Source organism: Microcystis sp. M53603_WE2 (assembly GCF_030065435.1).
On record NZ_JASJFF010000808.1, the window covers coordinates 1 to 6,370 of the forward strand.

6 protein-coding genes and 1 pseudogene are annotated in these 6,370 nt (G+C 41.6%); 2 read left to right on the plus strand and 5 right to left on the minus strand.

Translation table 11 applies throughout. The annotated features are described in order from the left end of the window. Positions 1 to 245 precede the first annotated feature (245 nt). Positions 246 to 458, plus strand: coding sequence for a type II toxin-antitoxin system HicB family antitoxin (locus PX481_RS17240; protein ID WP_002761308.1), 213 nt, complete (start codon positions 246 to 248; stop codon positions 456 to 458). Positions 459 to 815: 357 nt separating this feature from the next. Here the strand turns inward: PX481_RS17240 and PX481_RS17245 are convergent, their stop codons facing one another. The 4 genes from PX481_RS17245 to PX481_RS17260 all read right to left on the minus strand — a co-directional run bounded on the left by PX481_RS17245 (position 816) and on the right by PX481_RS17260 (position 4,743). Beyond that, a complete protein-coding gene (locus PX481_RS17245) occupies positions 816 to 2,471 on the minus strand; it encodes a lipoxygenase family protein (RefSeq protein ID WP_002758835.1) in 1,656 nt (551 codons plus the stop codon). 315 nt (positions 2,472 to 2,786) lie between these two features. Continuing rightward, the gene (glyQ, locus tag PX481_RS17250) at positions 2,787 to 3,662 is read right to left on the minus strand and encodes a glycine--tRNA ligase subunit alpha (protein ID WP_185239893.1); all 876 of its coding nucleotides are present in this window, start codon (positions 3,660 to 3,662) and stop codon (positions 2,787 to 2,789) included. Then, positions 3,653 to 3,823, minus strand: coding sequence for a hypothetical protein (locus PX481_RS17255; protein WP_287972114.1), 171 nt, complete (start codon positions 3,821 to 3,823; stop codon positions 3,653 to 3,655). Before PX481_RS17255 ends, glyQ begins: the two co-directional genes overlap by 10 nt. After that, positions 3,820 to 4,743, minus strand: a complete 924-nt coding sequence (locus tag PX481_RS17260) for a serine/threonine protein kinase (RefSeq protein ID WP_288095172.1) — start codon at positions 4,741 to 4,743, stop codon at positions 3,820 to 3,822. The genes PX481_RS17255 and PX481_RS17260 overlap by 4 nt, the downstream gene beginning before the upstream one ends. Before the next feature lie 189 nt (positions 4,744 to 4,932). Between PX481_RS17260 and PX481_RS17265 the strand changes: the two are divergent. Then, positions 4,933 to 5,707, plus strand: a pseudogene (locus PX481_RS17265) (Uma2 family endonuclease). A 482-nt stretch (positions 5,708 to 6,189) separates the two neighbouring features. Here the strand turns inward: PX481_RS17265 and PX481_RS17270 are convergent. Continuing rightward, the coding region (locus PX481_RS17270) for a hypothetical protein (protein WP_288095173.1) at positions 6,190 to 6,370 on the minus strand (181 nt) is incomplete at its 5' end.

The window sequence follows — 6,370 nt, forward strand, 5'->3', positions numbered from 1 at the left end:
AACCCTTATATAGAAAGGCATTTAGCGATTTTTGTCAATTGTTTTTTATCTAGAGCGAACTAATCAATTAAGTCTCTTGCCAGATAAGGATTTAGTCGATTTATGCCCCCCTATCGAACCATAACAAGTAACGAAGAGCCATTCATTCTTAATTCTCCTGACTCCTGACTACTGGCTACTGACTCCTAACCCTAACAACAATTTTTGATTTTTACAAGAAGTCTAATATAAATTAGGAGGGAAAGATGAAAATTAGCTATGAATTAATTATTTATTGGAGTGAGGAAGATCAAGCTTTTATTGTTGAAGTTCCAGAATTAGCAGGATGTATGGCAGATGGAGAAACCTATCAAGAAGCTGTACAAAATGCTGAACTTGTTATTCAAGAATGGATTGAAACTGCAAAACAACTAGAACGAATCATTCCTGAACCAAAAGGACGACTATTATTTACCTAATGATGAAGTTTCTCTCGCCCCGGCTTGTGAATTGTAGCATATAAGGCGTGTCGCAGTTTTTGCAAACTTCGATCCAATAATCCTTTTCAACGAGGTTATCCTATCACCCAAGCACAGTGGCAAGCGATCGCCGCAACTGCTAAAATAGACATCGATCTAGGGTTGGCTGAATAAATCTAAAAACCTTGTTGGATAAGACTTTTAGACTTTTTTGACCTCAAAAAGTGCCAGCCATTGGAGGGATCGGGGCGAAAATTCCTGGACTTTTTCCCTGAAAATTAGGTAATTGACCGTCTGAAAATGGGTAAAACCCCACACCCCACACCCTGCCCCCACAAAAAACTTTTTCAGCAGACCCTAAATATTGATACTATTGGGGATGCGAGAGGGTTTCAGGAAAATATAAGGCGTAAATCGGGTTAAATTGCGCCGATCGATCTCATTTTCGATCGCCTTTAATTTAGCTTGGAAAACCGCCAAAATCGGGTAAGTGCGTTGATCTGGGAAAGCACTTCGGGATGGATAGCCAAAACGGTTAAATTGAAAAGCTGTTAAAGTCTGCATAATTTCCAATTGATAAGCGGCCTGGGACTGGGGCGGCAAAAGACGGAGAATATAATCTATATCCACCTCCTCAGCTGCTTTGGGAGGAGATTGATAACCCGCTAGGGGAATATTCGGGCAAAAGGCGAGATAATCGTATTGAGGATAATTAACCGCCGCGTGTTGTGGTCCGGCCACAAAAATTATCTGGGTGACAACTTCGACTAATTTGGCTAAAGTGTCTAATTCTCCGTCAGAAACTAATTTTTTGATGCCTCCACCTTCAGGTGACATCAATTTTCGCACCCAAGCTTGTAATTCTGTATCCCCGTTTACATCCGCGTCGGAAGTATAGTAAAGACTTAGGTAATCTTTGACGTAGGTTTCCGTTGCTTGCCAAAGTAAGAGAGCATCGTCTCGGTAGGGGTAATCTGGTAGTAGGGAGGTATCATCGACTTGGCGGAAGGCTAATTGCTTGGGTAGGGTATAATCGGCGAAATTATCCAATCTTTGACGATAGGAAGTCTTAATTATCTCGATAGATGCTTCTAGCGTCCCCGCTAATAGACGATCAACGAATCCGCCAGGGTTAATTAACTCGCTCTCGGCTAAACTATTAATAGCGAGGGTAAATTGAAAATGAGGTCTTAATAGAATTGCCAGAGGATGATTGATTGCTAACTCGGTAGCTGTATCTAAAACAAAAGCTTCCGCTACTAAATGGGTATGGCTGAGGTGACTAACTAATTCATGGTGATTTCCGTCGGCAATTTGCACGAAAATCTTCGCCATTAACCAATTAAGTCCGTCATCGGGGGTATAGATGCGCTGATTAGGTTGGGTCGGATCCTGATATAATTGAATGGCAACAGGTACTAATCCCCCTTGACCGCGTAAACCTCTAGCACGCCAACAGAAAAGGACAAGAGGTGCTGTTACAGTTTTCATGCCCTTTTGATAACTGCCTAAAGTTAGGTTGTTTAGGGGGGCATAATCTGCTAGAAATAAGTTACCCTTAGCGGCTTCCGAGTCAATGGTTTTATCCGGTCCCATGGCTTTTTGGAAGATGGCATCGCTGACGGGGAAATTATCTGGTAAGCTGCTAATCCCGCGAATTACCAGGGGATTTGCTCCCGCTAATCTTTGGTAGGCAAAACCTGTATTAGATTGCCAAGTTTTAATGCTTGTGGGTTTGGGAAGGATAGGAAAAAGTTCTTCGTAATCTTCTAATGTGTCGAAGGGATCGAAGATATTTTCTACTCTTGTGGCGACTCCATTGGCAATTAAAGCACTGAAACCTTTACCCCGCATTACTTGATAGGAAATAGAAAAGTTTTCGTGGGTAGGTAAATCTTTGACGAGGGTGATACCATTAACGGAATCATAAATGTACACTTGTTTTTGTCGTCTTAATAGATCTTGTCTTTTGACTGGATCAGGATCATTTTTGGGTAGCGATGGTGTCAGCAAAGTAACTCCTTGTCTAAAAAATTAGAACTTAAAAATTGTGGTCTTTTTCCTGGCACTAATAGGCTAGTCAAAGTAAAGAATTACCTCCAACAAAAGGGTCTTTTGAGGTAAATTACCTGCTAGATATAGTGTCACCCATTATATACAGCTAGAACTGGGTTAGATTCCCGAAATATTGCATCTGTTTGCAAAACTTAATATATTAATTCTCGCACCTATGAGGTGCAAAGTTGCTGGTTTGAGGTTGGGGAGATTTTATCAGTGAACAGTAAACAGTGAACTGAAAACTCCCATCTGATAACTGATAACTGATTGCTAAACCGTTTGTAGGGGAAAACCTAAAGCTTCCCGTTGCTGTAAATACAATTGAGCAACCTGTCGAGCTAAATTGCGAATTCTGCCGATATAACGGGTTCTTTCAGCTACAGCAATCACACCTCTAGCATCGAGTAAATTAAAAGTATGGGAACATTTGAGAACATAATCTAGACTGGGAATCACCAGAGAGCGATCGATTAATTGTTTAGCTTCCTGTTCATATAAACTGAATAAACTAAATAATAACTCAGGATTAGAAGCCTCAAAATTATAGGTACATTGTTCGATTTCATTTTGCAGGAAAATATCACCGTAGAGGATATTTTCATTCCATTGAATTTTATTAATTGCCTCTACATCTTGCAGATACATGGCTAATCTTTCTAAACCGTAGGTAATTTCGATCGCCACGGGACGACAATCGATGCCCCCACACTGTTGAAAGTAGGTAAACTGAGTGATTTCCATACCATCTAACCACACTTCCCAACCCACACCCCAAGCGCCGAGGGTGGGAGATTCCCAGTTATCTTCCACGAAGCGAATATCGTGATCTTCTGGGTGAATTCCTAACACCCGCAGGGAGTCTAAATAGATTTCCTGAATATTATCAGGAGAGGGTTTAATTAGGACTTGATATTGATAGTAATGCTGAAAACGATTGGGATTTTCGCCATAACGGCCATCCGTAGGACGACGACAGGGTTCCACATAGGCAACTGCCCAAGGTTCCGGACCAATTGCCCTTAAAAAAGTGTGGGGACTCATGGTTCCCGCACCTTTTTCTGTATCATAGGGTTGAGCAACTAAACAACCGCGATCGGCCCAAAATTCATTTAATTTAGCGATAACAGCTTGGAAAGTTAGAGACATGGGAAAAAGTAAAAAAGCAGATTAGGGGTTGGGGAAGTGGGGTGTAGGGTGTGGGGTGTAGGGTGTAGGGTGTAGGGTGTGGGGAGATGGGGGGTTGGGGAGAAAAAAGCTGCCGACTGTCTCCTGTCTCCTGTCTCCTGTCTCCTGACGGTTAAAGTCATTGACTTACTTTTAACTGCAAGCGAAAGTGAACGGGGGTAGAAGATTGGGGGAGAATAACTAATTCATAAAATCCCTCTTCGGGTAATTGACCGGACCATTGCCGATCGCTAGACTTGTCTAAAAGGGTAATATTACCCGTGGGAGAGTAGAAAGATAGTAAAACTTCGCCTTCCGCCTCTAAATTTAAGTCTAACCGATTACTGGAACGCAATTTTATTGCATAGGCTTTTCCTTGTCCCTCGCTGAGAATTGCCTCGATAACTTCCTCTCCCCCCGCGTCTAAACTTTCGAGCGCTTGGTAAGATAGGCCAGACTGTAAAGATTGTAACTGATTCCAGGCCAAGCCACTCCACAGTTGACCTAGACCGCTATCAAAATTTGGTCTTTCTGTCAATTCGGTAAATAGCTGAAAAAAAGCAGTATCAGTGAGTAAATTAAGGACTTTACTGCTTAAGCGTAACTGATTCACTTGTTCTCGCCATTTTTGTCGTTGTTGCTCATCGTAGCTACCTAATGCTTCTCTAGTGCCAGAATCGAGACGTTCTAAGCGATCGAGGATTTCTGCTGCTAAAATATCTCTTTGTTCCTGTTTCTGTTTTTCCTCTTTGATATCCCCATAGCGGAGTTTAAACAATTCATTGACGAGATTTTTAAAAAACTGACCATCAATTCCCAACTCTAGACGGCGCTTTCTCATCTCGGCTTTCCGTTGCCATGCCCGATCTGTGGCAGAATTAAAGTTATTTTCCTCCGTGGCAAAAACAGGTTTAACGGTTTGGGGTTGATTGCTGTGTTTAACCCACTGTTTACCGATTAACCAGCCTATTGCCGCCGATAATAACATCAAGAGGCAAAAAATAGCGATCCTGCCAGAACAGCCGAGAAAAAGGGGCGATTTATTCCGAGAATTAGCGGCCATTGTCTCCTTAGACGATTGAGGGTTTTGATCTGTAAAGATGAGATTAACACAAATAATAGGCTAAGACGCATTTTAACCGCCTATCCTTAGATTAGCTGAATCTTCCCCAATCCCTTTACTGTTGCCCCTTGTCCCGTCTCAACAAGCAGTTTAAATACACGGGCAGCTTATTATTCATAGCAGATAACCATGACTACGACTCAACCCCTATCCCCTGGCCAAACCGCCCGAAAAGATGAGATAATCTTCCCAACGGGCGAATTTTGGAGTGATGAACCGCCATTGGAAAGTAATTTACATCTAACTCAGATTATTTTGTTGATAAAATGCCTAGAATGGTTATGGCAAGATAGAGAAGATTACTTTGCAACCGGGAATTTAACCATCTACTACAGTCCCAATCAGAAAAAATCAGAATACTTTAGAGGACCAGACTTTTTTGTAGTATTGGGAACAACTAGAAACCAAAACCGGAAAAGTTGGGTAGTATGGCAAGAAGAGGGAAAATATCCTAATGTGATTATAGAAATCCTCTTTTGAAAGTACCGCTAAGACTGATAGGGAAGAAAAGAAAGAAATTTATCAAAATACATTTAGGACTCCTGATTATTTCTGGTTTGACCCCTATAGTTTAGAGTTTGAAGGATCTACGTTAATTAGGGGAAAATATCAACCGATTGAACCCAATCAGCAAGGTTGGTTATGGAGTGAAGAATTGGGCTTATATTTAGGTATCTACGCCGATAAATTGCGTTATTTTAGTCCTAGGGGTCAGTTAATCCCAACACCTGAGGAAGCCGCTCTTCTGGAGAAACAGGCCAAAGAATCTGAACGTCAACAAAAAGAACTGGCTTTACAACAAAAGGAATATGAAAGACAACAAAAAGAACTGGCTTTACAAAAAATTGAGCAATTAACGGCAAGATTAAGAGAATTAGGCATTAATCCCGATGAAACCTTGTAGGAGTGCAAGGTGGTCAGTGAGTTTATCTAACTGCTTGCACCCTCACCTTTCATGAGCAAGCTAAACAGATAAAAAAAAGCTCAATTAAAACAAGATAAATCCTCTTTAGTAACCAGCGATTTTGTTTTATTAGAGGTAGCGGATGCTCTCGCTTCTCCTTTTATTCGTTCTCGAACAATTCCCTTGATTACTCGATTAAAAGAAGCTCAGGATTTATTGGTTATTCCCATTAGTCAAGGTTTATTTAGGGTTTGCTGAAAAAGTTTATTGGTGGGGTTAGGAGTCGGTCGTCAGTAGCCGGTCGTCGGTCGTTTCAGGCTTTGTTGCCCTCCTTTTTTTTGTACCAGCTTATGTACTATAGGAAGGATAATGCAAGGTTTTTGAATGTCCCAATCCTATATTCTTGCACTAACATCGGATTTTAACAGGTCAAAAGCCTTATTTTCAAAGGGTTTTACCATTAAGTACCTAAGCAAAATTAATTACACATCCAAGCCGTCACCCGTCAGCCAAAAGCTTTTTGCTGTGACCAGTAAACAGTGAACTAAAAATTCAAATCTGATCCCTGATAGCTGTCCCGGAGTCCCCGTCTCCTGACGACCGTCTCCTGTCTCCGTTCGGACCTCGGCGTGAGCTTTTGTCGAACGCAAAAGCTCACGGCCG